We start from the raw sequence: 25,542 nt of genomic DNA, 5'->3' as shown, positions 1-25,542 counted from the left end.
TCGCCTAGGGCGCAAAGAGGATAGGTATTTTGACGCGGCAGGCCACCGGCCTACCGTCCTTGAGGGCCGGTTCCCACACCGTCTGCACGACGCAACGGACTGCAGGTGCCTCAAAGGCCTCATGCGTAGACTTGACCGGTTTCGCGTCTCGCACTCTCCCGTTTGGCATAAGCACGAACTCAACCACCACCCGGCCCTCCGTGCGGCTCTGCTGCATGGCATATGGATAGAGCGGTGTCGACATTAGCGTCGCCTTTGGCTTTTCGTCCAAGTCGCCTATTTCGTAAACCTTTTCCAGCTCGAAGTCCGCCCTGAGCGGCAACTTCGTACGCAAGCTGACCGAGACCGCCTCGCCATCTTCAACAAAAGGCGCAAACCTCAGCTTCCCAACCGCCGGCTCGATCACGTCCCAAAGCTCCTCCGGCAAGGCCTCGTTCTCCGGCCTCACGAATAATGGCACGCCCTGCTTCGAAACGAGGATTTCAACCTTTTCCGTACGGCTTCCAAAGCGGGCCCGCAAGTCATCGGGATACTCAACCACTATCGGAGTCAGGAGCTGCGGCCGAACCTCCAATTCGCCAGCCGGACGCACCGTGCCCCCGCTCCCCGCGTCGATGCCGTGCTCTTCCAGGTAGGCCAAGATACGGTGCGCCTCCAAAGCCTCCGCCGCCGAGCGAATGCTCAAATCGTCGAACACCAGCTGCCCCCAGTCCAAGCCTCGCTCCATCAGGACCTTCAGCAGCTCCAGCTCGTCCCCCTCGACCACGCGGGCCAGCAAGGTGCTGCCATAACGCCCAGTCGGATCGAGGGTCCCGCCATGCTTGAGCAGAAGACGAGCTATCTCGAACTCTCGCTCCACGATAGCGAAAAGCAGAGGCGTCACTCCGTCGGCCAATTCGAGGTTAACATCGTAGCCATAGCCCAAAAGGCATTCGATCGACGAGTACCGACCCGCCCGGATCGCTTGAGCGATTGACCGAGCCAGCGACTTTTCATCAAGCTCCCCCTCTCGCCGATCGATAAACCAGCAAATGGCGTCCACGTTCCCCTGCCCGAGCGCCAAATCAAGAGGCTCCAAGCCCTTGCCAGATTTGGCGCGCGGATCCAGGCCAAAGGCTGCCACCTTCTGCAAAAGGCTTGCATCGGCGTATCCAGCAACTGAATGCAGCGCTGTCAACCCGTCCACGTCGAAGCTAGGATCGATTTTGTACCGCTCCATCATGCTGAATCCAAGTTCCGGATACCCTTGCATGATCTTATTCAAGACAACCCGCTCGGTTTCCACGCCGTCGTAGTTGATCTTTGGCTTGAAGGGCATCAGGTAGTTGACGATGTCCTCATAATTTTCGTTCAAGGCCTCCGAAGCAGCCCACGAGCAATGCCAAGACCCCGTTGGCCCCTTGAGCTTAGCAGGCACGAGCGCCTTCAGCGTTTCGAAATGACCATGGGTTGCCGCCAACATCACAATAGAATTCAAGGCTCCCCAGCCATCTTCCAGCGGGGACTTCGCCTCCATAAAAAGCGCGGCTACTTCCGTTCGGCCCGTAACCGCCGCATAGCGAAGCGGAAGCTGCTCGTACTCGTCCATGGACTTAACCAGCTTCTTCTTCCCCTCCAACATGCGAGCCAATCGATCCGCTCTGCCATTTGCGGCCGCGTAGAAAAGCTCGTCCCGCCCTTTGCCGTCAATCTCCAGGAGCTCGAGCTCGCCCGCCGCAACCTCGCCTTCTTCGATGATCCAGTCCCAGCTGCACGCCTTGCTCTTCTCAAGCAAAGCTCCGTCCCTCACCTGCCAAAGCGCCGCGTAGCCCGCCTTCATCCGCCCAGGAACAAGAAACTTGCTGTTGTGGAAGAGCTCAACTGCTCCGCCCTTGGCCAACCGCGCCGGCTGCATGCGACGCACCTGCCCCTCGTGCACCCATCCCAAAACGAGCCAATCTCCTACCTTCGGACGACTTAGTGGGGCGGTGGGCATCACGATCTCCCAACTCACGCTCAACGAATATTCCCTCTCCGCATCCCGCTGCCCATAGGGCTGCGGCAGCCGCTTCAGAGTGTAGTCGACCAGAGCAGAGGCCACCTCCCGCTTCAAAGGCAACTCCCCATCGAACCACCACGAGTTATGCAGGGACCCGTCATACTCGATCCCCGACGCATCCACCTCCTTGTCCAGAACTGGAAAGCCGTCCTCAGTGGAATCGACCTCGTAGGCACGCTGGTTCACGAAATGGTAAAACGTGATCGGAGCCGCGCCGAGCGACTCGATTTTCAGCAAAGACAAAATAAGGGACAACAGGAGGAATTTTGTATAGTACATATAACGAGGTAATTAACGTACTGATACGGATCCATAAACCGACGCGACTCAAGCCTCAATTGATAATCCGCCCGCATGCAGCGGGCATTTCCATGCCACTCCCGACGAAAGTTCCACGAAGGGCTTCGAGACGCTTTCCAGCAATCCACACAAAACAAAAAAAAGGCAGCGGATATCCGCTGCCTTTTTCGTATTCAAAATGTAAGGACTGAATCCTGTTACTTGATCAAGTGCTCGGCGATCTGGATCGCGTTGAGGGCTGCCCCCTTCCAGAGCTGGTCGCCGACAACCCAGAAGGCTAAGCCGTTGTCCAAGGCGCTGTCCACCCGGATGCGGCCCACGCCGCAGTTTACCTTTTCCGCGTAGTCCAGCGGCATCGGATAAACCTTGTTTGCAGGATCGTCCACCACGTCCACTCCCGGGAATGCCGCGATCGCCTCGCGAGCCGCTTCCACGGAAACGGGACGCTCGAACTCGGCGTTGATGGAAATAGAGTGGGAACGCATGACCGGTACCCGCACGCAGGTGCACGAAACTTTCAGCTCGGGGAGCGACATGATCTTACGGCCCTCGTTGACCATCTTCATCTCCTCCTTCGTGTATCCATCTTCCAAGAACGCGTCCACGTGCGGCAGCGCGTTGAAGGCGATCTGGTAAGGATACACGCTGTGCTCGATCGGTTCGCCCTTGGCCCAGGCCTTGAGCTGGTCCTCGAGCTCCTGCATCGCTTCCGCGCCCGTGCCGCTTACCGCTTGGTAGGTCGAGGCAACCATGCGCTTCAGCCCGAAAGCCTTGTGCAGCGGATAGGCGCCCATCAGGGAAATTGCCGTCGAACAGTTCGGATTGGCGATGATTCCCTTATGGCCCTTGGCCGCCTCGCCATTGATCTCCGGCACCACCAAAGGCACCTCCGGATCCATACGGAAGGCGGAGCTATTGTCGATCGCCACCGCGCCGGCCTTGGCCGCAGCTGGGCAAAGGGCCTTGGACACCGCGCCGCTCGCGCTGAAAAGCACGAAATCGAGCCCCTCGAAACAGGTTTCCGTGGCTTCCTCGATGGTAATGGTTTGCCCAAGAGCCTCGACCTGCTTTCCTGCAGATCTGGCAGAAGCAAACAGCTTCAGTTCCGACAGAGGGAAATTTCTGTCGCCTAGAAGCTTGATGAACTCTTGGCCAACCGCTCCGGTTGCACCAACGATGCCTACTTTATAACCCATTTTATTTATGTCCTCGGACTTATTGCAGCCGACCACCCATAAGCTTCGCTCCCTGGAGATCAAGCAAACAGCGCGATTCTTGCTCGTATCGATCGAGCGCCAGACCCTCGAATTGCACCAAAACGGGCAACGCATCCGCAGCTTCGACATCTCGACCAGCAGCAATCCGCCCTCCTGCCTGGAGAACTCCTTCGGCACCCCTACCGGCCTGCACCGCATCGCCCAAAAGATCGGCGCCGACGCCCGCCTCGGCGCCGTCTTCAAGGGTCGCGTCGACATCGGCAAGCGCTATTGGGAACTCGAAGAGGAGGAGCAGAAGCCCAACCTCGTCACCACTCGCATCCTCTGGCTGGAAGGCCTCGAACCGGGCCACAACCAAGGAGGAAACCGCGATTCCCACGCCCGCTACATCTACATCCACGGCACCAACCACGAAGACAGGATCGGCTCCCCCGCCAGCGGAGGCTGCGTCCAGCTCCGCAACGCGGAAATGATCGAGCTCTACGACGCCGTTTCCGCCGGCGACCAAGTCTACATCGGCTAGCTCACGCCCCGCCCTTCATTCGCGACCGCTTCGCACCTAGGCAAATACCCAATCGTCCATCGGTATTTCGCCCGCTATTCCCGTCCCTACGCATCCTCCCGCCCCGCTGCTGCGTAGCACGTGAAGATACCCCTTTCACCTACCATGCTCCCCCAAAAACTCGCGCCCCTACTCGGTCGGCTCGCCTCCCCGCGAACCCATGTCTCCACTCTCGCCCTACTAGGCCTGCTGCAGAAGTCCCCCGCCCTGCAGCGCTTCGCCCAGCAAGCCAAGCACTCCGTCGAGCCCGCTACCCGCATCCTGCAAAAGCTCACCCTCGCAGCCGCCAGCCTAGGCAGCTGCCACGCCCTCTCCGGAGCGACCACCGCCGTCTACTCCACCAGTCCCGAGCCTCCCTTCGAATTCGAGACGGGCGATAGCGTCACCATCGCCTTCGGCGTCTCAAACACCGACGCCCCCGCCCGCTCCTGGAGCGTTACCGGTAACCTTCCCCCAGGCCTCACCGTAACCGGCACCCAAGGCCAGCCCCTTTCCAGCTCCGGCGTCTTCAACGCCCAGTTCGGCCAAATAACTGGAAGCCCCAGCCAGGCCGGCGTCTACACCTTCTTCCTGCAGCCCTGGAAGGAACGCAACGGCGCCGGCAACACGGCCGAAGCCCTCGAAGTCACCCTCACCATCACCGCCACGCCCGCCCCCGAGCCCATCGCCCCCGTCGCCTCCATCCATATCGAGCCCACCTCTTTTCTGTTAAGCTGGTCCATCAAAAACGGGCAAAGCTACCGGCTGCAATCGAGCAGCAATCCCCTCGACCCGGACAGCTGGAGCGACTTTCCCGCAGCCATCCAAACCGAGGGCGACTCCCAAAGCGCCACCCTTGCCAAGGACAGCATCCCCTCGCCGCTCTTCCTCCGGGTCGCCACCAGCCAGCAATAGCTCCGCAACCGCTGCCCGAAGCCCATGGTCCCGTCGACGTCCCTGCTCGCCGACCCAAAACGCATTTTCCGCTCGCCCCCACGCAGCTTCCTTCCGAGAACTAGCGGCACTTTCCCAAACTGCCGCCCATGATTTCTCCCAACGACCGCGAGAGCGCCGAATCCTCCATATTCCTCCCGGAAATCATCGGCCGCGTCTTCGCCAAGGGAGGCTTCCTCCAATCCAAGCTCAGCCTCGAACATCGCCCCCAACAGGAGCAGATGGCCCGGGCCGTAGCCGCCGGCATGGAGCACGACGAACCCCTCATCTTCGAGGCCGGCACCGGCGTCGGCAAGTCCCTCGCCTACCTCCTGCCCGGCATCATCCACGCCACGGAGAGCCAGCGCCCCTGCGTCGTCTCCTCCCACACCATCTCCCTGCAGGAGCAGCTCCAGCGCAAGGACCTCGAAATCTGCCGCACCCTCTTCCGCTCCATTCCGGAACTCGAAAAGTACGCCGACTTCAAGTCCGCCGTTCTCGTCGGCAAAGGCAACTACCTCTGCCCTACCCGCCTCGCCAACGCCATCCGCAACAAGACCGAACTCTTCCCCACCGAAGAGATGGAAGAGCTCACCCGCATCGCCGACTGGGCCGAAAAGACCAAGACCGGCCTTCGCCAAGAGCTCAACCCCCTCCCCAACTTCGACGTCTGGGAGCAGATCAACGCCGAGGGCTCCGCCTGCAACCGCAAGAACTGCAACCCCAACACCTGCCACTACCAGCACGCCCGGGCCGAGATGCGCAAAGCCCAGGTCGTCATCGTCAACCACTCCCTGCTCTTCGCCCTGCTCAACGCCGGCGGACTCGCCCCCGGCGCCAAGGGCATCCTCCTCCCCGACGACTTCCTCGTCATCGACGAAGCCCACACCACCGCCGAAGTCGCCACCGAACACTTCGGAGCCCGCATCTCCAGCTACGGCGTCGACCGCCAGCTCAAGATGCTCTTCAACCCCAAGCGCAAGTCCGGCATCGTGCGCAAGTTCGCCTACCCGCAGCAGCTCCAAGCCATCATCGACGCCCAGGAAGCCTGCCAGGAATTCTTCGGCTACCTCATCGCCACCCACCTCGCTAAGCACAAGCTCGTGCGCATCTCCGAGCTCGGCTGGTGCGCGCCCACCCTGCTCGGCCCCCTGCGCGCCTGCGTGCAAACCATGGACGGCATCCTCTCCAAGATCGAAGACGGCCCCATGCACGACGAGATCAAGGACCAGCGCAGCCGTATCCACAGTTACTATACAGGCATCAGACGCTTCATCGACCTCGCCGAAGAAGACCACGTGCACTGGATCGAAAAAAGCGGCCGCACCGGAAACATCTGCACCCTGCGCACCGCCCCCATCGACATCGCCCCCTACCTCCGCGAAGAGCTCTTCAACAAGGAAACCTCCGTCACCCTCACCAGCGCCACCCTCTCCATCGCCCGCGACATGCGCCCCTTCCAGGCCAAGATCGGGGCCGAGAGCGAAACCGCCGAGATGGTAGACTCCCCCTTCGACTACGAGAACAACACCCGCATCTACATCGCGACCGACGTCCCCGTTCCCTCGCCCCAAGACCAGCGCCTCTCCATCGAAGTCCTCATCGACTACATCCGCTACTGCGTATCCAACGTCTCAGGCGGCACCCTCGTCCTCTTCACCAGCTACTCCGACCTGCGCAAAGTCTCCGACGCCCTCCAGTCCGAGTTCCTCGAAGCCGGACGCCCCTTCTTCGCCCAAGGCCAAGGCATGGGCCGCTCCGACATGACAGCCGCGTTCCTCGAAGCCGGCAACGGCGTGCTCTTCGGCACCGACTCCTTCTGGACCGGCGTCGACGTGCCCGGCTCCTCCCTCGAGCAAGTCATCATCACCCGCCTCCCCTTCGACGTTCCCACCCATCCCATCGCCGAAGCCAAGTCCGAGCACATCAAGGAACGCGGCGGCAACCCCTTCGCCGAGCTCAACCTCCCCGAAGCCCTCGTCAAGTTCCGCCAAGGCGTCGGCCGCCTCATCCGCACCCGCGCCGACAAAGGCATCATCACCATCCTCGACTCCCGCATCCTGCAAAAAAGCTACGGTCGCCAGTTCCTACAAAGCCTGCCCAAGCCCAAGTTCATCCGCATCAACCGCCAGGACCGCGACGCCCGCTTCCACGAAATCCACCAAGCTCTCCCCGGACGGAACGAACCCGGCCGCGAGCCACCGCCCGCCAGACCATAGCTCAAGCGCCGCTACCGCGGCTTGGCGTCCACCGCCACGAGCGGCACGCAGCTTCCCTCCGTGAGCTCCCGCACCCGCACGCTATACGCGCTGCCCACCCGGGCGGCCCCTTCGACCTTCCCCCTCTTGAGCGTTACCAAACGGTCGTCCCGCTCCAGCTTCAGGATAACGCTAGCGTCGAAAGATTGCGTGACCACAGCCGGCAGCGTAGCTTCCGCATACTGGCAGTCTCCGCCAGCGCCCGTACAGCCCGCCATCCAGACGGACAGCAGGCCCACCATACCCAGTCCTAAAAACTTCATATCAAAAAACCTTCGCATTCACTAAATATTCCCTAAGAGACCAACGCGCGAATCAAGACTTTCGACCGCAAAAAAACGAAAACATCAAGGATCCACCACGCCAACGCCCGACGCTTAAAGTCCGACCCACTTTTCACACTTCACAAATCACTCTTCAGAATGAAAACCGAACGCTTCCAAACCCTCGTATCCAAAAATCCAGACAACGAGCTCTTCCGCTTCTCGCTGGCCCAGGCCCTCATCGAAGAAGACCGCCACGAAGAAGCCATCGAGCAACTCGACTACTGCATCCAAAAGAAGGACGATTGGATGATGGCCGAAATCCTCAAAGGCAAATCCCTGCTGGCCCTCAAGCGTCCCGCCGACGCCAAACCCGTTCTCGAGCACGCCCTCCACCTCGCCGTGATCCAACACCACGAAGCCCCCGAAGCCGAAATCCGCAAGCTGCTAGAAACCGTCTAGGTGCCACCTTGGTCGCCAACGAGCCCCATCCCCGCGCCACCCGGGGACAAAAAAAGCACAACCGATCAAGCAAAGCCGCCACGCAAGCCGTTACGACCAACGGTTTAATCCCACGAGCGAACAAAGCGTGCTCGAGATATTCGTCCCCACCGCACCCTAGCGCCTTGGCCACCATCGTAACAATCCGAGGGCTGAGCTTCCGTGAAGCTCCTGATTTTGAGAAGCGCTCACCAGGCCGCCAACCTGTCAGCGAATCGATGCTCCAGCCCTATCGCCGCTCTCCCGCTTGCTTGCGAAACGCCCCGGGACTCGTTCGATAGGTGGAACGAAAGAGGCGATAGAAACTCGATATCTCCGCAAATCCGCATTCGAAGCAGATCGAACGAACCGACAGTTGCGTCTCCGTCAGCAAATGCCGCGCATGCTCCATCCGCAGGCGCGTTACGCGAGCGAGCCAACTTTCCCCCGTCACCTCTCGGAAGATTTGGGTAAAGCGCCTGCGACTCAGCCCCAGCGACCGCGCCACCGAATCCAGATCCTCAGTCTTCCAGAAGGAAGACGCCAGGCGCTCCACGTAAGCTTCCACCCTCGCCCGCGAACGAAGCGCCTCATCGGAGGGTTCTTCGTCAAATGGGTTTCGCGTCAACGATGCCAGTAGCTGGCAAACGTAACTGAGCTGCAAATCCTCGGATTCCGGCCGCTCGTTTCGTTCCTCGATCATGATTGCCTTCAGAGCCTTCGAGGCCCCGATTGCCAATACCGTGCCCGTTTCGAGACGGCAACGGCTGCAGGCCGCCTTCACAAGCGAGCGACTCGGAAAACTGGATTTCCCGAAGCAAATCCCATACAGCGAGATGGGGTTTCCCGGCGCATCCGTCAGGCGATGCGAGGTCCCTGCCGGGACGACAATCAAGGAGATTGCCCGTAACGCGAATTCCTTACGGTTCCAATGCAAAGCGCCCTCGCCACCGACAACAAAGAGGATTTTCGGAAACGGATCCTTCCGCCACTCCATAGAAAAGCCCTCTTGATGGTGGCTTTCCAGGATAGCGATACCTGATTTCTTGAAGAAAACAGTTGCCGGCTCTGAGCGAAGCGATGGATTCACGCCTAAGCAAGCAAGGTCTGTTTGCCCGATCTGCAAGTGAAATCATCCCGATCCGTCAATTGCCGGAATTCGTATTGCGCCTATAATACGAGGCCAAATGAAAACAGCAGAGACCCCCAAAGCCCCTAGCCCGCAATCAACCGCTTCCGATGTCCTAGGACAAAACATCGCCGTCGCCGCCGAGCGCCTCCGCAACATCGCCGCCGTCGAACGCGCTCGCTTGAAAATCTTGGCGGGATGGTTTCTCCGAATTGGCGATTTCGAGACCAAATACAAGCTGGCCTACCACCTCTACGACGCCTCGGAGCACATCACTTGGATCCGAACTCGTCTGCAGGAGATGAGAGGCGGAAACACCAACGCGAGCGTACGGCCCGACCTCGTTAACCTTCTGGAGAACGCCTTGCACGCCCCGTCGGATACCGACTTCCTAGCGGGTTTCTACGGAGTCCTGACCAGCGATCTAGCAGAGTCCATTCGAGTCGATCTCAAAAAGATGGATACATCCGCCAACGCGAACGAGATTCGAATCCTGCAACGCACCCTTAGCGACCTAGACGTCCAGCTAGACTGGTACCACTCCTTGAATATCGACCTCAACGCGTCCGCCTGGGCCTTGCAGATTCAGGCTCTGAGTCGCTCCATTGGCGGTATCCACGGGGAAACGAAGCAGGGCCCAACGCCTCCGCCCATTACTGGCGAGCGCTTCGAACGCCCCACCACCATCCTCTTCGACGATTCCATACAGACCGGACAGCTCGAATCCTACGCGAACCGTCAACAAATGGACCCCCAGCAAGCGACCATCGAGCAATTCAAGGTATTCTTCAACGAGTTCTACGCCGCCGCCCTCCTCGCTGGCATTCTCTTCGACGCTCCCGAGGGCCTATATCCCTGGGAATTCTTTGCCGATTTCAGCAGGCACTTCTGGGACGAAACGCGCCATAGCGAATTCGGAGCGAACCGCCTTCGCGAACTGGGCGTCAATCCGAGCAAGGTGAATCCCGTGCTCTTCGAGGAGTCCCAAGGCCTGCCCATTCTCCACCGCGTCACCTATCTCACGCGCGGCTTGGAAGCCTACTTCATGCCGCGGAAACCGAAGCGAATGAAAGAGTATCAAAACAATGGAGACATGCGTAGCCAAATATTCGCGGACCACGACTGGTCCGATGAAATCAACCATGTGCGCTACGGGTCGCGATGGACCAACCACCTACTGGAAAACGACCACCGCGAAATCGACGATGTCATCGAGGAAGTGAAGTCGCATCTTTCGAAGATTCGAAACACCGAAGTGACAACCATTGAAGCGCCGTTCTAGAATATTTTTCGTTTGATCATTCGCATTAGGTAGGGCGGGACCGCCGGGCACGCCGCGTTTCCCTCATCACACAGTACGACTAACTAAACGAAAAACACCATAGAGAAAAGGGTCCCCCTAATCAAAACGCCAAACGGTAGCCATAAGACGAATCCTAGGCCGCAGCGACTTCAGCTTCCAATCCTAGCTATTTACCCTCCTGCAAAGCAGGCTGCAAAACCTCTTCGGCCTCGTAGTCCGGCTGGGCCCCGCTCTTCGACGCGACGAAAGCGCTCAAACGCACGGCCCGACGCAAGCACTCCTCCAAGTCGTACCCGTGCAAGATTCCCATGCAAAGGGCCGCCGTGAAGGAATCTCCGGCGCCGATGGTATCGGCCGTCTCCACTTCGGCCGCCGACTCGGACAGGAACTTGCCGTCACGCCACAACAAAGCGCCCCGCTTTCCCAGCGTCACGCATATCGTGCCAACGCCCGTCAACCGGCCTAAGGCTCGCACTTGCCCCTGCAGGTCGTCGCCGCTAAGCCCCGATAGAACCTCCAGCTCGTCGTCGTTGACCTTGATCACATCCGCTCGGCGGGCTAGCGAAAGAGCGAGCTCCGGATCGTCGTAAGGCGCCCGCAGGTTCACGTCGCAAACCTTCACGGCTTGGGTTCGCTCGAGCAATCCGCTCAGCAGGTCCAAATTCATGCGAGACCGCGCCGCGAGACTCCCGTAAACCAAGGCATCCGCCTTGACCAAAATCTCCGCGTCTTCTTCGCCCAAGGATATCTCATCCCAAGCGACCTCCTCCAGAATATCATAGGTCGCGTCGCCCGCATCGTCCAAGCTCGCAACCGAAGCGCCCGTCGGAAAGCGCGGATGCCGCTTCAGCAAGTTGGTGCCGATCCCTGCCGCCTCCAGCCGACGAAAAGCCTCGTCCCCCAGCAGGTCCTTGCCTACCGAGCTTGCGACATAGCTCTCCGCGCCCAGGCGAGCCGCATGGTAGGCCACATTAAGCGGGGCCCCTCCTAAAAACAGGCCGCTCGGAAGACAGTCCCACAGAACCTCGCCAAAGGCGACCACGCACTTCGTATTCGCAGCGTTCATACAATCTTAAGCATTTGGCAAGCCTTCACAAACTCGGAGCAAGACCAGGCTTGATAGGTTTTGCCCATTGGACGGCCAGTTTCCCCGTGCGCCCATTCGTTGAACTCCCAAGAGGAAGCGATCCCCGCTTCGTTTACCTTGGCCAACTTCATCAGTTCCGCCACAGCCAGATCCCGAAAACCGAGCTTGTGGATAAACTGTACCCACATTCCTCCTACAAACGGCCAGATGCCTCCATTGTGGTAGTGATTGGGTAGATTCAGAAGATTAACCGTGTAGTAGGGCTTCCAGTCCGGATCGCCGGCTTGAACCACTGGATACAAGTTGCGAACGGGATACGGATGGTTGGCCCCGACCCCCCACATAAAACGAAAGGCTTTCTGGGCCTGATCCGTTCCAAGCACGTCGAAGAGGAAGGCCAACACGTTCGCATACACGTCGCAACGCCAGTCGAAAGAGAACGGAGTCGTCTGCGCCAGCAAGTACTGCGTGTCGCCCATGTTAAGCTGCTGGTCGGCGAAGGAATATTCCCAGTCCTTCTGCCCGATGGTCGACGGCCAGAACTTGCGCAGGATGGTCCGCTTGATGTGGCTCGCCCAGCGCAGGTAGTCTCCCGCCATCTCCCACTTGCCGAGCAATTCCATGAGTCGCCCGTAACAGATGTTGGCCCGATACCAAATAACCTCGTCGTAGAGCGGGTTGTAGCTGCGACCGAACAAGTCGGTCCAGTCCCCCGCTTCCGGCACCTCGATCAAGCCGTCGTTGTTCGCGTCCTGAGCGCTCAGCCAATCCATGGCTCGTTGCAGGTTCTTCACGTTGTCCCGCAAGAAATCGAGATCTCCGGTGGCCCGCACGTATTCGAAAACGGCGATGATTAACCAGATGCCGCTGTCGATGGAACAGATGCCGCCCACGCCAGAGTAGTCCGGCTCCTTCGTATCGATAGAAACATTACTGGGCACTTGCCCGGTCAAGGACAGGTGGTCCAGCAAGGTCTGCAGCGTGTTGCGTTGACACTCACGAATTTCCGGATCGTCAAGCTTCAGGGAACCGATCACGGCGATCGAGCCGTCCCGGCCCCAGACGCTACGGTAATTCTCGTCCGTGCCTTCCGTCACGTTGTCCTCGAGCGAACAGGCCGAGAAGCCGATCGGCGTAATGTTTCGCCGCAGTCCCTCCACCGCCTTCTTGTAGGCAAACCTGAGATACTCCCGATCCGCCTCGCTGATGTTGGATACCTTCTCCTCGCTGATCAGACGCAGCGTGTCTTTGTGCATCGAAGGGTCGCGGGGCAGGTCGCAGGTCTCTTGGGCCGGTTCGCAAACAGAATCGATTGCCCCAAAGTGTATCAGCCCTTCCAATACGCCATCCGCGCACACTCCGTCAGCTCGGTAAACGTCGAGCCCGACCGTGCGCTCGTGCAGCTCGGGTTGGGCGTTGCCAACCACGATGCCGCGAATCGACTTCTTGCGAAACATGGCGCTGTCGTTGCCCGTATCGCCGGCGACCACCACTTCCGATGGTGAGATCTTCAGCCGCTTGATTAGCCAAGTCAGGGCGTTCCCCTTGTTCGCGTACTTGGGTACGACGTCCAAGTCCCGATTGGAGGAATAGATGATATTCACATCCAAGTCGGAGTTTTCCAAGGCAACCTCGATTTCGTGCAGCTGCTCCTCGGTCGCGTCCCGCAGAAACCAACTGCTCTTGTACGGTCCTTGAAAATGCTTCGGCTGCACCGTTGTATCAGGAAAGCTGCCCACCGCCGCAGCGGCGCGATCCCGATTCCAGCCCTCCTCCAGGATCTCGGTGAAATCCTTCACCTTCTCCTTCTTGCGGTAGTCGTAAATGAGCGTGCCCACGCCGCAGATGAGGAAGTCGGGAGCCATCAGATCGCCATGCTCGATCAGCTCCAGCATGTCGTCGAGCAGGCGCCCGGTGTTATAGCAGAGCAAAGGCCGACGCTCTTCTGGGCAAGCCATCCAGGACGCGTTGAACCGCTCCAGGGCGTCCGGCTTGCCGATCAAAGTACCGTCGATATCGGTAGAAAAAAGTTTAACCATCTTCCGTGTTTAAAAGGTCTCCTAGGCTACGGGCATCAGTTTTTCCGGACTGCTGGGATCGTTCTCGACCCCCTCTACCGCCGCGATCAGCTGCTGGGCGATTCCGGACCAGGTGAAAAGGCTGCGGGCCTTCTGGGAACCGTTTTCGGAGAGGCGCTGGCTAATAGTAGGATGGGCCAGAGCCTTGCACATGGTAATGCCGTAGTCGAGCGCGTCGAACGAGTCAGCGTAGAGAGCGTCCTTTCCGTATTCGAGCGTTCGATACAGTCCTCCATTCGTCGTTACGATCGTCGGAGCGCCGCTGGCCATCGCTTCCACGGCGGTCATGCCAAAGGGCTCGTAGCGGCTGGGAAGACAGAACAAGTCGCTCGCTCGATAAAAGTCCGGCATCAAATCGTCTTCGAGCGACTGGGTGATCGTTACCCGGTCTTGCAATCCCAGCTCGTGGATCTGCTTCACGATATCGTTCAACATCGGATCCTCCGCCTGCCCTTCCGACTCGGAGCCAAGCGGCATGAAAAGGCGCACGTCGTTAAAGCGCTTCGCTACCACCGCAAACGCATCCACTAACAAGTCGAACCCCTTGTTACGGCTCAGGCGACCGATACTGGTAATCACTCGACCCTCGAAGCCGAACTTTTCCCGGAGCGACTCGCGGGAAGCCTCGCTCACCGGATAGAAGCGTGTATCGTCGTAACCTGGCGGGATCATAGCCACCTTCTCCTCAGGCAGTCCATAATCCTCGAAGAAGAGGTCCATCTGTATCGGAGAAGTGGCGACAACGATCGCGCAGGAATCGTAGATCTTTTGTTCGTGCTCGATGCGGGTCGTGAAGTTGTAGACCTCGTCGAAACTTTCCTTGTCGTTCGGAAAATCCGTTTCCATCTTGCGACGCTTCCAGGTACCCACCGAGTGCGGCGTGTGCACATGCGGGCAACCCAAGTTGTTGGACACGATCTCGCCGGCTATCCCAGCGTCCCAATAGTGAGAATTGACGAACTCGTAGGAAAGGCCTTCCGCATTGATGCGAGCCATGGCGTTGCGGGCCCACTCGGGAATCCACTCGTGCAAAAACTCCTTGGCGATAAACTCGTCGCCTCCGCAAGGAACCCGCAGGATGCGCACCCCCTCGTCTACCTCCTCCTCGGCGACTTGCCCCTCGAACTGACGCGTCCAGATATCGACCTGATAGCCGAGCTGGGCCAACTTGCGCGAGAGCTCGATGACGAAGACCACTTGCCCCCCCGTGTCCGGCATTCCCAGCGGCGGCTCCGCTGCTACGTATCCGTGCGTAGAGATCATGGCGATTCGCTTCTCCGCGTCGTCGGCCTGCTTCTCTAGCTTAAATTTCTCTACAAATGATTCTGGCGTTACTTTCATCGTTTTTCTTTCGTTTCCCAATTCGCCCAAAACGAGATCGGGCAGCTTACAAGGTGGATGTTGCGCTTTGCATTGCGACTTTCACGCTAGAGGCGGTTTCCCTCCTCGCGGCGCTACGGCCACCCACCTCTTCGCTAATTTCGCGCCAAGGCCGAAAACGATAGGCCTCCCGCCCTCGCTTGCGGGGACGAAGGAAGGAAAACGCCAGATCCGTCCCTCGTTTCCCCTAGGCCGCTACCGCGAATTCCCCTCAATAGGACGACAAATCCACCTTCTGTTGATCCCCCAAAGTCAAACGCCCCTCGCTCAGATCCGCGCTGGGGCTCTCCAGCAAGTGATAGGAGCTGCACTTGGTCCTGAAACAGCGGCTCGCTGCATCGACCGACAAGGCCACGTCCTCCTGTCCCGTCGCGATCAGGCGCAGCCCTCCGCGCTTGGACGGCTTCGTATCCACCGCCACATACGCTACCGTAAAGTCGCTCAGGTCCAGAACGAGATCCCGAACTTCGCCGAGAACGTTTTCGCCGTTGCGCAGCTCGTATCCCAGCAGCTCCTTAAGCGAGCGCAGGTCCGGGTCCACCTCCGGCAGGTCCTCCTCTTCAGGCAAGGCGTCATCCGCCGGGTAACCGGACTCCATGCCCGAGGAGGCTTCGATCGAATCGGAAATCCAGTAAGGCGAAAGCCGATAGTGATCCAAAGCCGCAAGCTCCACCGCTCGCGAGAGCGGGACCTGCCCTTCGAACGCCGGGGCCGACTCCAAAGCGTGCTTGCTAATCGTCAAGGGGATCGAGTCTCGGCTGGCCGCCAAGGCGGCACGGTCGATGCTCTGCGGCGAAACAAGGCTCCGTTTTTTGAATACAAATCCATCGTCCACCGCTACGAGGTGACGCAGCTTCCAAGACCCTGCCTCAAAATAAAGGTCTTCACAACGATCGCATCCCTGCCCTTGGCAGAGAAACGGAAGCCCCATCAGATATTTCATGCTGTATAACATAAGCTTTTTTCCTTTTCTTTTCCGTTTCCTAGGAACGTCTACGAACCGCTCACCCTACTCGTCATCTCCTGCACCGATTCTCTCAACGCATTCCAGCTATCCTGGGACTCGAGCTTAACTTCTTCCCAAGTTTCCACGGTCGCCTCCTTCGCTCTCTCAATTTTCAAGCGCAGGTCCGCCCGCTTAGCCTGTAGCTCAACAAGTGATTTTTGCGCCTCCACCTTGCTGGCGTCCGCAAGCCTCTCTACCTCATCGCCGAGGGCTTCGATGTTTCGGTCCAAGTCGACCGACTTGCGTTCTAGGAAGGCGACGGCCTCCGCCTTCCTTTCGATCGTGTATTCGGAAAACTCGGCCCAAGACTCCCTGCCGGCGGCCTTCGCCTCGCTCATCCGCTCCTTCGCCTGATCCGACCAATTGTAGTCGGCATCGGCTGACCCGTCCTTGTCGCTACATGCGGTCCCTAAAAGCAAAACGCTGAGGATCGCCCCGAGACAGGCCGATCCCCTTACCCAAGTTCCAATTCGATTTTTCATAAGTAGTCCTTTCTCCTAGCGAACACCCGCAGGCTCAGTCTCCTACCTTTGGAGACGAGTCTCGGATAATAACGCCCTATCCTTCCCCTCGCATTTCCTGCGCCAGCTGCGAATGCCCTTGCCCCTTCGCCACCTCGGCCATCGGACTCCTGCAGAATGCAGAAAACGCGCTTTGCCTCCCTGCCAATTGCAGCTTCCCGCCCCGTTCCACGGCTCGCGGAACCCAACCAACTGAACCGCCACGGCTAAGCTTCGCCGCCCGAGCTCAGGACTCTTCCGGAGCCGGATCCAGCTCGATGAAAAAGTCGCAGCCTTGGGGCTCCAAGGGCAAACAGCCCACGGTCCCCTCGTGGGCGATTGCGATGTCCTTCACGATGGACAGACCCAGGCCCACTCCATCCACGGCTCGGTGCCGACGGGATCGATAAAACTTTTCGAACACTGTCTCCAAATCTTCGGCGGCAAGGCCAGGGCCTTCGTCCCGAACTCCAAAACGCACCCGCGAACCGGCTAAAGCCGCGTACACCACGACTCGCGAACCAGGCGGGCTGAACTTTATCGCGTTGGACAGATAGTTCGAAAGGCCCACCTCCATGGCCTTCAAGTCCACTAGAACCGGCGGCAGCGACTCCTCCACGTTGGAGACCAATTGAATATCCTTGCCCTGGGCCGGCATCCCGAAGGCATCGATCACCGAAGAAACGATGCGTAGTGGAGATTCCCTGACAGCATGCAAGCGCGGCGATTTGCGCTCCAGGCGAGCGATTTCCAAAAAGTGGTCCAGCATCCGACGCAGCCTCGCAAGGTCGTCCGTCGCGGTCTGCAGCATATCTTCCTGATCCTCGGTCAACTCTCCCAAGCTCTTCTCCAGCACCAGGTGCAGCGCCATGGTGGCGCTGGTCACCGGCGTCTTAATTTCGTGGCTGATCGTCGCCACCATATCGCTCTTCAGCTCGTCCGAAAGGCGCAGCTGGGTGATGTCCTGCAGCACCAGCCCGCATTCGATCTCGTCCACCGCGTCACTGTCCACCCGCACGAACAGCGGCAGGAAAAAACGCGGCTCGTTGCCGATCTTGACCGAAACCGTCTCATCGAAATCCGTCTCCAAGACTTCCTCGCCGGTGCCAAATACCGTCTCCACCCGCACTGCCAGTTGCGGGAGCAATTCGTCCTCCCAACTCACGAGCTCCAACAGTTCCTTCGCCGCCGGATTCTGGTAGGCCAGATCTCGGGCCGCGTTCAGGAAGATCACCGGATTCGGCAGGTTGCTGAAGCACTCCTCCATGCGTCGACGCGTGCGGGCGACCTGCAGATCGCTCAAGCGCTGGTACTCGGCAATGCGAGCCGCCATCTCGACAAAGGCATTCTCGAGCCGGGCGATCTCGTCCTTGCTGCTAGGCGTATAGGCCGCCATGTCGTAGCGGCCGTCTCCGATCCGAGTCGCCGATTCGGTCAGGGCATCGATCGGCTTGAGGATCCTTTGGCTCAGCTGGTAGGAAACGAAGCCCATCAGGAAAACGCTCGCCACGATGGCTGACACGACCACGTAAAAGTGCGTCTGTGAATCGCCTCTCAAAACTTCGTTCGTCGCCTTGATCACCGAATTATTCCCGGAAATGGAGCGAAACCCTTCGTCTTCGATTTGCTCCACCAAGGGCTGCAAGTGGGCCACGATCGCCCGCTCCTTCGTCTCGAAAACCGCCCGTCCCATAGACAACAGATTCCGCAGCAGAGGCGTCAGCTTCTCTTCCTCCTTTCGCGTCGCCACCCATTCCTCCAGAACCGGGCGGCTTCGCTCGTAGGCATTTTTGGCCAATTCCTTCTCGCCCTCCAAATGCAGGAGAATCGCTCGCTCCAGCTGAGAGGTGGCAAGCAGCACGCGCTCCACCTGGGAGATCGATCCATATTGCTCCACCTGTAGGCGGTCCAGCTCGCTGCTCAGCTTCGCGTGGTTATAAACCGAATACATGCAAACGAGGATAAGCAACCCGGCCACCGGAAGCATCCCCATGTATAGTTTCGAACGTAGCATATCAAGTACTCAGCCCCGAATGGTTCATGCCGATCAAAGCAGCCCCAGCTTCTTTCGCTTGCGGTAAAGGGTGGCCGAATCGATGCCCAAGGTACGGGCCGCTTGCTCCAAACTCTCGCTGCGATCCAAGACGCGCTTGATATGTTCGTCCTCCAGTTCCTGCAGCGTCACGTCGCTGCCGAGCCCGGAGATTCCCGTAGCTCCGCCCGATTCCACCTTTCCTCCGCTGATCTCGATCGGCAGATCCGCCAAGGTAACCGTGTTCCCCGAACACAGGATCAAGCACCGCTCCACCACGTTGTTGAGCTCGCGCAGGTTGCCCGGCCAATTGTAGGCAAGGATGGCATCCATCGCGTCCTTTTCCACCTTGGCCACCTCCCGCCCCATCTTGCGCGCATAGAAATCCACGTAGTCGGAGACCAACCTTTCGAGGTCTCCCTTGCGTTCCGACAAACCGGGCAGCTGCAAGGCGATGACGTTCAAGCGATAGAACAAATCCTCCCGGAAGCGCCCTTCCTTGACCTCGTCCTGCAAGTCCTTGTTGGTGGCCGCCAAAATCCGCACGTCCGCCGTTCGCGTCTTGGTTTCTCCAATACGCTCGTAAAGCCGTTCTTGCAGCAGGCGCAGCAATTTCGCCTGAATCTCCAGCGGCAAGTCCGCGACCTCGTCGAGGAAGAGCGTGCCGCCTTCCGCGGCATCCACCTTGCCCCAAGTGTCCTTGACCGCTCCGGTAAAGCTGCCCTTCACATGGCCGAAGAGCTCGCTCTCCAAAAGCTCCTTGGAAAGGCTCGGACAGTGCACCACCACGAAGGGGTTGCCGGCCCTTGGGCTCATTTCATGTATCCGACGGGACAATACAGTCTTACCCGTCCCGCTCGGTCCGAGCAAAAGGATATTCGCGTCGGACTTCGCCGCTTTGGCCGCGACCTCGTACACCTGCTGCATGCGCGGATCCTGCGACTCGAAGCGGATGCCGGGCGACTTGTCCGCGAGGCGCGTCTCCAGTTCCTCGACCTTGTTCGCCAAGGAACGGCTCTCCTCGAGCTTGCGCAAGGCCTGCCTAATTTGCTCCGGTACGAAAGGCTTGGCGACGTAGTCGAAGACCCCCTTGCGCGTGGCTTCGATCGCTGTCTCGATCGACGAATACGCCGTGAACATGATCACCGGCATATCGAAACCCTGCTGACGCATCTCGTCGTAGACCTCCAAGCCGTTCTCCTCTCCCAAACGCAAATCGAGGAACACCGCATCAAAGCGATCTTCCCCGAGCTTGCGCAGCGCTTGGCTGCCGCTGAAGGCCGACACCGACTGGTGGCCCATGGTCTTCAGACTAAGAGCGGTCGTTTTCTGTATATTGCTTTCGTCGTCAACAATCAGGATTTTCATATAGGAGCGGGTATTTCGCATACCCAAATAGATTCAAGCAAGCCGAGCAACCCTAGGATGCCTCCTCCGTCAATCGACGGTAAAGCGAATCATGCCCCAAATAGTGGTCGATCTCGTGCGCCCTTTCCTCCCTCTCTAACAACACCTGCTTCAGCAGCGTTTCCGATCCGTAATCCTTGAGCTCCGCCGCCTTGCCGATCGCCTCGCCGATGAAAGAGATCAGGGCTTGCTCGTTCTCCAAGTCCCGCTTCAGCATCTCGCGAATGGGAAAAACGCCTTCGCTCTCCGCCTCCAACAGGCTCTTGCCGGCCTGGGCTCGCATCGACGCGGTCGGGACCGCTCCCAAGGTCGTCATGCGCTCGGCGATGGTATCCAGATGCTTCTGGGTTTCCCCATACGCCTCTTCGAAAAACACATGCAAGTCGCGGTGCTCCGGACCTTCTACCACCCAGTGATGCTTGAGGTACTGGTGGTACTGGGTTGAAAGGCTCGATACCAAAGTATCCAACAATCCAGACACTTGCTTGGCGGTGAAACTGGGAAGGCCGATCGGATTGCGTTCCAATTCGTCGATATCCTGTACGTGCGTTTTTCGTGCCATAACGCTCCGACTTGCTAGGACCGCGCCAAGCGTATCGAAAGGCTTCGCTACAATCCGCAATCTTCTCCAAACAAGCGACTTACAAAACCAGAAACCTTTCAATCCCCGGCGAGCAGGACCCCTATCGTGCAATTTGCAAGCACCCGGCGAGCGCGGCAAATGCCCTTTGCAGGATCGCGCTAGGGCGACACAGAAACGTTACCTTACCGCCATCGACAAGCGGCGCTCCCCTTCGCTATCTAGCGACCTTAAATGACCATCGTCATCACCACCCACGGGTCGACCGGAGACATCTACCCTCTCATTCGCCTAGCCTTGGCCCTGCAGGATGCCGGACACACGGTCCGCTTCGCTACCAGTCGCCCCTTCAAGCCCGACGTCGAAGCGGCAGGCGTACCCTTTTTTCAAATACCGCCGGACTGGGACAAGTCCGAACTCCAGTACTGGATGGGACGGCTGCAAAAGCTCAAGTCTCCCGTCTCCCAGCTCAAGGAGATGTACAAGGCGGCAACCCCGCACCTGGAAGCCATTCTCGACGCCATGGAAGAAGCGATCGAAGGAGCCGACTGCCTCGTTTCCTCCTACCTTTTTCCCATCAACAAAGCGATCGCGGAAAAGCATAACATCCCCTTCGTCTCCTACGCCTTCGCCCACAACACCGTCCCCTCCCGCTTTTACCCGCCGCACGAGTTCCCTCGCCTACGAGGCATGCCAAACTGGCTGCAGCTACGCTGGAACCGCCTGTGCTGGAAGGTCGGTAATGTCGTCGTCGATACAGCTATCAACACCACGATCTCCCGAGCCTTCAAGCGCAAGGGGCTTCCGGGCGTGAAGGACTTCTTCTCCAAGTCCGCCGAGCTCGTGCTAGTCGCCGTATCTCCCGGCTTGATGCGCCCCAAGATCAAACTCCACCCGCGCTTCCAGTTTACGGGCTACTGCCGCTGGCAATACCCCAGCTCCGACGAAGCCGAGCGAAAGATCCTCGCCTTTCGCGGCAAGGAACTCGTCCCCATCATCACCTTCGGCAGCATGGTCTACGACAAGCCCCAGGCGGTCATGAACCGGTTGCTCGCCGCCTGGCCCGCCGACAAGAAACTGATCGTGCAAACCGGCTGGTCCGGGTTCAAGGTTCCCGAAACCGCAGGCAACATTCTCGAGCTCGGCCCCCTCTCCCACGACCAGCTCCTGCAGCACGCCTCCGTCGTCATCCACCACGGCGGGGCCGGCACCACCGCCTCCGTGCTCTACGCCGGCAAACCCCACATCGTGGTGCCCCATATCGGCGACCAGGACTTTTTCAGCGCCGAAGTGAAACGACTCGGCTGTGGCCTCAAGCTCGGCAAAAAGAACTGGCCCGAAAAGCTGGCCGCCAAAGTCGAGCAAATCGAAACCAATCCAGCGTACCAGGAAGCCGCCCAGCAAGCCCTTCTCACTCTAGACCAAGAGGATGGACCTGCCGAAGCCGTACACCAAATCGAGGCCTACCTCGACCACCGACGCCAGCTAATCGGCGAATTCCTCAGTCCGGACGAAGACTTCTAGGGCTATCAGTATCCTTTCTTCGGATACACAACACGACCCTCGACGCCCGTGATCGATCAAGAATTCCCTTGATCCACGATCTATCGTGTTTAGACGAGTAGGCTGAACCTAGCCGCGAATCATCCCGTCTTCGCAGCTAACATCGGCGCAATGCCCGTTGGGCGCACCCAACGTATTCATTGTAAGAATACGAATATGGCCACCATGAACAAACACGAATTACAACCCAAATTCGCCTTAGCGATCACCCCTGTTGTCCTGACCCTCCTCGTCATCGGACTCCAGATATTCTACTTCGGCGTCTTCGAGCCTCACATCCCGCTCGCCATCGGCCTGGCGATTACCAGCTTGGTCGGCATTCGCCTCGGCTTGAAGTGGAAGGACATCGAGGAAGGCGTTTTCCACGTCATCCACGTGGCCCTGCCCTCCGTATCCGTGCTGATCACGGTCGGCATGATCATCGGCGTCTGGATCGCGAGCGGCACGGTGCCGAGCATCATCTACTTCGGACTCAAGATCCTATCGCCGGAGTACTTTCTAGTAGCGAGCATGATCATCTGCTCCTTCGTTTCGGTTTCGCTGGGCACCTCGTGGGGCACGGTCGGCACCGTCGGCCTGGCCCTGATGGGCATCGGAGCAGGGTTCGACATCCCCATGTACTGGACTGCGGGAGCCGTCGTATCGGGCTCCTTCTTCGGCGACAAGGTATCGCCGCTCTCGGATACCACCAACCTAGCTCCCGCCGTTACGGGCACGGACGTGTTCTCCCATATCAAGAACATGATCCCCACCACCCTACCCGCCATGTTGATCGCTCTCGTGATCTACCTCATCGCCGGCTTCCAGCTGGTGGGCGAAGAAACAGTTTCCTTCGCCAAGATCGACGCCATCACCAGCGCCCTCGAGGCAAACTTCAACATCTCGGGATGGCTGCTTCTGCCAGCCCTGCTGGTAATGGCCCTCGCCCTGAAAAAATATCCGCCCATTCCCTCCCTGTTCGCGGGAGTGGTAGTCGGAGCCATCGTCGCCATGGTGGCCCAGGGCGCCAGCCTCCAATCCATTTTCCAGTATGCCAACAACGGCTACTCCATCGAAACCGGGGTCAGCCAAATCGACGGCCTGCTCAATCGCGGCGGCATCCAATCCATGATGTGGACCATCTCGCTCATCCTCATCGCCCTCGGCTTCGGCGGCGCCCTCGAGCGCACCGGCTGCCTTCGAGCCATCATCAACACCATCCAAAACAAGGTGCAAAGCTTCGGCGGAACCCAAGCCGCCGCCATCGGCACTTCCTTCGCCACCAACCTCGTGGCGGGCGACCCCTACCTCTCCATCGCCTTGCCGGGACGCATGTTTTCCCCGCTCTACCGCGGCCTTCGCTACTCCACGCTCAACCTAGCCCGCGGCATCGAAGAAGGCGGCACCCTCATGTCGCCGCTCATCCCCTGGAACGCCGGCGGCGCCTTCGTCATCTCCGCCCTCGGCCTGCAGATCGGACACGGCCACATGGAAAACCTGCTCTACATTCCCCTCGCCTTCGCTTGCTGGCTAGCCCCCTGCATCGGCGTCTTCTATGCAGCGACCGGCTTCTTCTCGCCCAAGGCGACCCATCAGGAAATGAAACGCTGGAAGCGCGACGACGAGGAAATCGCCGCCGGTTTCCCAGCCATTACCGAAGCGGAAACCCAAGCGCCCAAGTCCTAGACCGAGAATAGCGCCACCACCGCTCAGCCGCGCCGAATCAAAAAAAGGGCTGGTCCCGCAGGCCAGCCCTCTTCGAAAAACGGTTCTACAACGACTTCGCTAGAGAAAGGCGAAGTCGTTTTTATGTACCACGTCGGGCCGCGTGCGGTAACCGAGCACCGAAAAGATATCCGGGCTGCGACGCTCCAGCAAAGCCTGAGCCTCGTGATGGTTGAAGGCTACGATCCCGCGGGCCACCTCGTTTTCGCCCACGCTGATGCTCACGATGTCGCCGCGGTCGAACTCGCCGGAAACCTTGACCAGGTCCTCCGGAAACAAGCTCCTCCCCTCCGTCAGGCTGGGCAAGGACTTGTCCCGAATCTCCAGGAAGCCGCGAATATCCAAGCTGGTGGCGATCCAAAGGTGACGGGCGCTCTCCGGCGTGATGTTGGATTCGATCACCGTGTGCACGCGGGACCCGTCGATGGCGTCCACCACTGGATTGACGCAGCTGCCGCTGGTGATGTGGGTACGGCAGCCTGACGCGAGGGCGATTTCCGCCGCCTGCAGCTTGGTGATCATGCCACCCGTTCCCGGGCCCGAGGCCCCGCCTGCCAGCGAAAAGATGTCCTCGTCCAAATTGTCGACGCGCTCCACGATCCGGCCTTCCCGGTCGAGCAGACCGCCGACATTGGTCAGGATCACCAAATCGTCCGCTTCGACCAGATGGCAAACCTTGGCCGCCAAACGGTCGTTGTCCCCCACCCGCAGGTGCTTGGTGGCGACCGTGTCGTTCTCGTTCACGATCGGCACGATCCCCTGGCGCAGCAATTCCTCCAGGGTATCCTCCGCGTTCACGAAGCGCTTGCGGTCGTCGAAGTCGGAGCGCGTGATCAGGATCTGGGCGATGCGCATGTCGTGCTCCGAGGCGAAATTCTGGTAGGCCGCCATCAGGGCCGGCTGCCCCAAAGCCGCCGCGGCCTGCTTCTGCGGCAAGGTCAGGCTTTCCTCAGGCGTTCTCGCTCCGTAGCGGCGCCCCAGAGCGACCGAGCCGGAGGAAACGAGGACCACCTTGTAATTCCGGGCCCGCAGGCTTACCACGTCATTCATGAGGTGGTAGAGGAAATCCATGCGCAGTTTTCCAGTTTCCTCGCTTACGAGCAAACTCGACCCAATTTTGATGACGATTGTTCTATCTCTCGATTCCATCGATTTTCGAAGTTAACTAGTTCGCAACGATCGGGTGTAGAGGGCCGCCGGCAAAAGGCAGCCACGTTTTAGAGCACGCGAAATCGGAGAAGTCTTTAAAATACAAAACGATGATGTTCTTGAGTTTATAGATAAGGTCTAGGGCCTTCGCAGGACGCGAAAAAGCCCAGTAAGCCCCTCAGTACGCGGAAACTCTCAAATTTGTCAAAACAACGATTCCGAGCCCGCTCAGGACGCCATCGAAGCTACCTACCCTTGTATCCTGTTTCCAGCTACGCAAAAGAAGATCAGTATCCACCCATCAAATACATCCTAAAAGCGCCCCAACTAGCCGCTCAAACGCGATGAGCAGAGTCCGTTCTCCGCCCTGTCCTGCCAAGGTTCCGGGCACGAAAAAGCCGGTCCCCTCGATCGGGAACCGGCTTCAGAAAGTTGAGAGAGTGGTGTCAAGGGGCGGATTTGAACCGCCGACCAAGAGCTTATGAGTCTCCTGCTCTACCACTGAGCTACCCTGACATCTCTCAGAAAGAGATGGAAAACCTGCTGCTGAACAAAGGCAAGTCAAGTCTCTATTGAACACTTTTTTGGGAAATT

20 protein-coding genes and 1 tRNA gene are annotated in these 25,542 nt (G+C 59.0%); 7 read left to right on the top strand and 14 right to left on the bottom strand.

Annotated features, from left to right (window positions below):
- Nucleotides 1-4: 4 nt before the first annotated feature.
- Together QEH57_RS00615 and QEH57_RS00610 are read right to left on the bottom strand one after the other, a co-directional pair.
- Complete coding sequence (locus QEH57_RS00615) at nucleotides 5-2,317, bottom strand: TonB family protein (protein ID WP_309004720.1); 2,313 nt, start codon at nucleotides 2,315-2,317, stop codon at nucleotides 5-7.
- Between the two features lie 218 nt (nucleotides 2,318-2,535).
- Nucleotides 2,536-3,534 (bottom strand): aspartate-semialdehyde dehydrogenase, encoded by a 999-nt coding sequence (locus tag QEH57_RS00610; RefSeq protein ID WP_309004719.1) that lies wholly within the window; start codon nucleotides 3,532-3,534, stop codon nucleotides 2,536-2,538.
- A 7-nt stretch (nucleotides 3,535-3,541) separates the two neighbouring features.
- On the opposite strand from QEH57_RS00610, the gene QEH57_RS00605 reads away from it, so the two are divergent.
- From QEH57_RS00605 to QEH57_RS00595, 3 genes are all read left to right on the top strand, one after another.
- Nucleotides 3,542-4,078: a L,D-transpeptidase gene (locus tag QEH57_RS00605; RefSeq protein WP_309004718.1), complete on the top strand. Its 537-nt coding sequence runs from the start codon at nucleotides 3,542-3,544 to the stop codon at nucleotides 4,076-4,078.
- A gap of 144 nt (nucleotides 4,079-4,222) precedes the next feature.
- Entirely contained in the window at nucleotides 4,223-5,011 is a 789-nt protein-coding gene (locus QEH57_RS00600) for a hypothetical protein (RefSeq protein WP_309004717.1), read from the top strand.
- Nucleotides 5,012-5,139: 128 nt separating this feature from the next.
- Complete coding sequence (locus QEH57_RS00595; protein ID WP_309004716.1) at nucleotides 5,140-7,248, top strand: helicase C-terminal domain-containing protein; 2,109 nt, start codon at nucleotides 5,140-5,142, stop codon at nucleotides 7,246-7,248.
- Nucleotides 7,249-7,259: 11 nt separating this feature from the next.
- Here QEH57_RS00595 and QEH57_RS00590 read toward each other — a convergent pair whose 3' ends face one another.
- Entirely contained in the window at nucleotides 7,260-7,550 is a 291-nt protein-coding gene (locus QEH57_RS00590) for a hypothetical protein (protein ID WP_309004715.1), read from the bottom strand.
- Nucleotides 7,551-7,709: 159 nt separating this feature from the next.
- Between QEH57_RS00590 and QEH57_RS00585 the strand changes: the two genes are divergently transcribed.
- A complete protein-coding gene (locus tag QEH57_RS00585) occupies nucleotides 7,710-8,012 on the top strand; it encodes a tetratricopeptide repeat protein (protein WP_309004714.1) in 303 nt (100 codons plus the stop codon).
- Nucleotides 8,013-8,280: 268 nt separating this feature from the next.
- Here the strand turns inward: QEH57_RS00585 and QEH57_RS00580 are convergent, their stop codons facing one another.
- Nucleotides 8,281-8,733 carry a helix-turn-helix transcriptional regulator gene (locus QEH57_RS00580; RefSeq protein ID WP_309004713.1) on the bottom strand — a complete coding sequence of 151 codons (453 nt, stop codon included), beginning with the start codon at nucleotides 8,731-8,733 and terminating at the stop codon, nucleotides 8,281-8,283.
- 484 nt (nucleotides 8,734-9,217) lie between these two features.
- Here QEH57_RS00580 and QEH57_RS00575 point away from each other — a divergent pair, with 484 nt between their 5' ends.
- Nucleotides 9,218-10,441, top strand: coding sequence for a DUF455 family protein (locus QEH57_RS00575; protein ID WP_309004712.1), 1,224 nt, complete (start codon nucleotides 9,218-9,220; stop codon nucleotides 10,439-10,441).
- 187 nt (nucleotides 10,442-10,628) lie between these two features.
- On the opposite strand, the gene QEH57_RS00570 is transcribed toward QEH57_RS00575, so the two are convergent.
- The 8 genes from QEH57_RS00570 to QEH57_RS00535 form a co-directional block, all read right to left on the bottom strand.
- Nucleotides 10,629-11,528: a carbohydrate kinase gene (locus QEH57_RS00570; RefSeq protein ID WP_309004711.1), complete on the bottom strand. Its 900-nt coding sequence runs from the start codon at nucleotides 11,526-11,528 to the stop codon at nucleotides 10,629-10,631.
- A complete protein-coding gene (locus QEH57_RS00565; RefSeq protein WP_309004710.1) occupies nucleotides 11,525-13,588 on the bottom strand; it encodes an HAD-IIB family hydrolase in 2,064 nt (687 codons plus the stop codon). Before QEH57_RS00565 ends, QEH57_RS00570 begins: the two co-directional genes overlap by 4 nt.
- Nucleotides 13,589-13,609: 21 nt before the next feature.
- Nucleotides 13,610-14,968 carry a glycosyltransferase gene (locus tag QEH57_RS00560; RefSeq protein WP_309004709.1) on the bottom strand — a complete coding sequence of 453 codons (1,359 nt, stop codon included), beginning with the start codon at nucleotides 14,966-14,968 and terminating at the stop codon, nucleotides 13,610-13,612.
- A 250-nt stretch (nucleotides 14,969-15,218) separates the two neighbouring features.
- A complete protein-coding gene (locus QEH57_RS00555; RefSeq protein WP_309004708.1) occupies nucleotides 15,219-15,950 on the bottom strand; it encodes a PRC-barrel domain-containing protein in 732 nt (243 codons plus the stop codon).
- Between the two features lie 50 nt (nucleotides 15,951-16,000).
- Nucleotides 16,001-16,495, bottom strand: coding sequence for a hypothetical protein (locus QEH57_RS00550; RefSeq protein ID WP_309004707.1), 495 nt, complete (start codon nucleotides 16,493-16,495; stop codon nucleotides 16,001-16,003).
- A 265-nt stretch (nucleotides 16,496-16,760) separates the two neighbouring features.
- Nucleotides 16,761-18,527: an ATP-binding protein gene (locus QEH57_RS00545; protein WP_309004706.1), complete on the bottom strand. Its 1,767-nt coding sequence runs from the start codon at nucleotides 18,525-18,527 to the stop codon at nucleotides 16,761-16,763.
- 33 nt (nucleotides 18,528-18,560) lie between these two features.
- Nucleotides 18,561-19,913, bottom strand: a complete 1,353-nt coding sequence (locus tag QEH57_RS00540; protein WP_309004705.1) for a sigma-54 dependent transcriptional regulator — start codon at nucleotides 19,911-19,913, stop codon at nucleotides 18,561-18,563.
- A 52-nt stretch (nucleotides 19,914-19,965) separates the two neighbouring features.
- A complete protein-coding gene (locus QEH57_RS00535) occupies nucleotides 19,966-20,514 on the bottom strand; it encodes a DNA starvation/stationary phase protection protein (RefSeq protein ID WP_309004704.1) in 549 nt (182 codons plus the stop codon).
- Between the two features lie 252 nt (nucleotides 20,515-20,766).
- On the opposite strand from QEH57_RS00535, the gene QEH57_RS00530 reads away from it, so the two are divergent.
- Nucleotides 20,767-22,056: a glycosyltransferase gene (locus tag QEH57_RS00530; protein WP_309004703.1), complete on the top strand. Its 1,290-nt coding sequence runs from the start codon at nucleotides 20,767-20,769 to the stop codon at nucleotides 22,054-22,056.
- A 204-nt stretch (nucleotides 22,057-22,260) separates the two neighbouring features.
- Nucleotides 22,261-23,760, top strand: coding sequence for a Na+/H+ antiporter NhaC (gene nhaC, locus QEH57_RS00525; protein ID WP_309004702.1), 1,500 nt, complete (start codon nucleotides 22,261-22,263; stop codon nucleotides 23,758-23,760).
- A 99-nt stretch (nucleotides 23,761-23,859) separates the two neighbouring features.
- Here nhaC and proB read toward each other — a convergent pair whose 3' ends face one another.
- Together proB and QEH57_RS00515 are read right to left on the bottom strand one after the other, a co-directional pair.
- Nucleotides 23,860-24,948, bottom strand: coding sequence for a glutamate 5-kinase (gene proB, locus QEH57_RS00520; RefSeq protein WP_309004701.1), 1,089 nt, complete (start codon nucleotides 24,946-24,948; stop codon nucleotides 23,860-23,862).
- A gap of 441 nt (nucleotides 24,949-25,389) precedes the next feature.
- Nucleotides 25,390-25,464, bottom strand: a tRNA-Met gene (locus QEH57_RS00515).
- Nucleotides 25,465-25,542 lie beyond the last annotated feature (78 nt).

This window comes from Pelagicoccus sp. SDUM812005, from assembly GCF_031127875.1.
Lineage (GTDB): Bacteria > Verrucomicrobiota > Verrucomicrobiia > Opitutales > Opitutaceae > Pelagicoccus.
Note: the sequence above shows the minus strand (reverse complement) of the source record. Positions and strands in the feature narration are given on the sequence as shown.

Bases quoted from the DNA above. Each gene is read 5' to 3' on its own strand.
- QEH57_RS00590 (WP_309004715.1), bottom strand. From the start codon at position 7,550: ATGAAGTTTTTAGGACTGGGTATGGTGGGCCTGCTGTCCGTCTGGATG.
- QEH57_RS00580 (WP_309004713.1), bottom strand. From the start codon at position 8,733: ATGATCGAGGAACGAAACGAGCGGCCGGAATCCGAGGATTTGCAGCTC.
- QEH57_RS00595 (WP_309004716.1), top strand. From the start codon at position 5,140: ATGATTTCTCCCAACGACCGCGAGAGCGCCGAATCCTCCATATTCCTC.
- nhaC (WP_309004702.1), top strand. From the start codon at position 22,261: ATGAACAAACACGAATTACAACCCAAATTCGCCTTAGCGATCACCCCT.
- QEH57_RS00540 (WP_309004705.1), bottom strand. From the start codon at position 19,913: ATGAAAATCCTGATTGTTGACGACGAAAGCAATATACAGAAAACGACC.
- QEH57_RS00550 (WP_309004707.1), bottom strand. From the start codon at position 16,495: ATGAAAAATCGAATTGGAACTTGGGTAAGGGGATCGGCCTGTCTCGGG.
- QEH57_RS00615 (WP_309004720.1), bottom strand. From the start codon at position 2,317: ATGTACTATACAAAATTCCTCCTGTTGTCCCTTATTTTGTCTTTGCTG.
- proB (WP_309004701.1), bottom strand. From the start codon at position 24,948: ATGGAATCGAGAGATAGAACAATCGTCATCAAAATTGGGTCGAGTTTG.
- QEH57_RS00555 (WP_309004708.1), bottom strand. From the start codon at position 15,950: ATGAAATATCTGATGGGGCTTCCGTTTCTCTGCCAAGGGCAGGGATGC.
- QEH57_RS00585 (WP_309004714.1), top strand. From the start codon at position 7,710: ATGAAAACCGAACGCTTCCAAACCCTCGTATCCAAAAATCCAGACAAC.
- QEH57_RS00545 (WP_309004706.1), bottom strand. From the start codon at position 18,527: ATGCTACGTTCGAAACTATACATGGGGATGCTTCCGGTGGCCGGGTTG.
- QEH57_RS00565 (WP_309004710.1), bottom strand. From the start codon at position 13,588: ATGGTTAAACTTTTTTCTACCGATATCGACGGTACTTTGATCGGCAAG.
- QEH57_RS00535 (WP_309004704.1), bottom strand. From the start codon at position 20,514: ATGGCACGAAAAACGCACGTACAGGATATCGACGAATTGGAACGCAAT.
- QEH57_RS00570 (WP_309004711.1), bottom strand. From the start codon at position 11,528: ATGAACGCTGCGAATACGAAGTGCGTGGTCGCCTTTGGCGAGGTTCTG.
- QEH57_RS00560 (WP_309004709.1), bottom strand. From the start codon at position 14,968: ATGAAAGTAACGCCAGAATCATTTGTAGAGAAATTTAAGCTAGAGAAG.
- QEH57_RS00575 (WP_309004712.1), top strand. From the start codon at position 9,218: ATGAAAACAGCAGAGACCCCCAAAGCCCCTAGCCCGCAATCAACCGCT.
- QEH57_RS00530 (WP_309004703.1), top strand. From the start codon at position 20,767: ATGACCATCGTCATCACCACCCACGGGTCGACCGGAGACATCTACCCT.
- QEH57_RS00610 (WP_309004719.1), bottom strand. From the start codon at position 3,534: ATGGGTTATAAAGTAGGCATCGTTGGTGCAACCGGAGCGGTTGGCCAA.
- QEH57_RS00600 (WP_309004717.1), top strand. From the start codon at position 4,223: ATGCTCCCCCAAAAACTCGCGCCCCTACTCGGTCGGCTCGCCTCCCCG.
- QEH57_RS00605 (WP_309004718.1), top strand. From the start codon at position 3,542: ATGTCCTCGGACTTATTGCAGCCGACCACCCATAAGCTTCGCTCCCTG.